At 68.0% G+C, this 1,377-nt stretch carries 1 protein-coding gene; it reads left to right on the forward strand.

The window, feature by feature from the left end; all coding sequences use genetic code 11:
- Window positions 1–139 precede the first annotated feature (139 nt).
- A partial coding sequence (locus tag AB0K05_RS44400; protein ID WP_364237881.1) for an FG-GAP-like repeat-containing protein occupies window positions 140–1,377 on the forward strand: 1,238 nt, incomplete at its 3' end.

Genomic DNA, 1,377 nt, shown 5'->3' on the forward strand with positions numbered 1-1,377 from the left:
GAAGAACGGCGTCTCCTACGCCGGCAAGTGGTACACCTCCGGCCCCTACGCCCTCGGCCCCGTCGACGGACGCCTCGTCCTCGGCAACTGGTAGCCCCAGAACCGACCGCATCTGCATTCATCACAGGAGGAATCGACAATGCGACGCTTAACCAGACTGGCCGCCATGGCCATGCTCTTACCTTTGGGCATCGTCGGCCCGTTCGCGGCGACGCCGGCATCGGCCGTCTCGCCGGTCCAGCAGGAGCCCCCGCCCGGTGACCCGCCGCTGCCCGAGTACCCGGGTCTGCCGTCGGACGGCGCGATACGGTCGTACGCGGTGTCGACCACCCCGGTCCCCTGCGACAACAACGGCGCCGACAAAGCCCTGACCCGCAACCAGGTGATCACTCGGGCGCGCAGCTGGCTGGCCGTGGGCGGCGTCCCTTACAGCCAGGTGAGGTGCTATCGCAACTCGTACGGCGACTACCGCACCGACTGCTCCGGATTCGTCTCGATGGCGTGGGGGCTCGGCGGCTCCGGGAGCGCCTTCTGGACCGGCAACCTGATGGACCGGGCGTTCCAGATCTCCCGCAGCTCCCTGCAGCCGGGCGACGCGCTCCTTCGGCACACCGGCAACACTTCCGAGAATCATGTGGCGTTGTTCGTCCGATGGGCGGACGGCGCCCACACGCAGCCGGTCGTCATCGAGCAGACCGGCAGCTCGGGCACCATCGAGCGCACCTGGTCCGCCAGCTACGCCGGCCTCTACACGCCCATCCGCTACGACAACATCGGCGGAGGAGGCGGGACCGAGGAGCCGGCCATGATGCGCGACGACGGCGACGGGTCGATGACCATCTACCGGTGGACCTCCAGCGGATCGGCTTTCGGCCGCGCCTCCGACTACACCTCCGGCGGCTGGACGATGTCCAACGTCGGCGACCGGGTGGCCTCCGGTGATGTCGACGGGGACGGCAAGGACGATGTCGTCGCCGCGTACCAGAACTCCGACGGCACCTTCAGCTTCCACGTCTGGAAGAACGGCCTGTCCTACGCCGGCAAGTGGTACACCTCCGGGCCTTACGCCCTGGGTCCGGTCGATGGACGCCTGGTCGTCGCCGACTTCAACGGTGATGGCAAGGCAGAACCGGCCATGATGCGCGACGACGGCGACGGCTCCATGACCATCTACCGGTGGACCTCCACCGGATCCGCCTTCAGCCGCGCCTCCGACTACACCTCCGGCGGCTGGACGATGGCCAACGTCGGCAACCGGGTGGCCTCCGGTGACGTGGACGGGGACGGCAAGGACGACATCGTCGCCACCTACCAGAACTCCGACGGCACCTTCAGCTACCACGTCTGGAAGAACGGCGTCTCCTACGCCGGCAAGTG

This window comes from Nonomuraea sp. NPDC049486 (genome assembly GCF_040676925.1).
In the GTDB taxonomy this organism is placed as follows: domain Bacteria; phylum Actinomycetota; class Actinomycetes; order Streptosporangiales; family Streptosporangiaceae; genus Nonomuraea; species Nonomuraea ferruginea.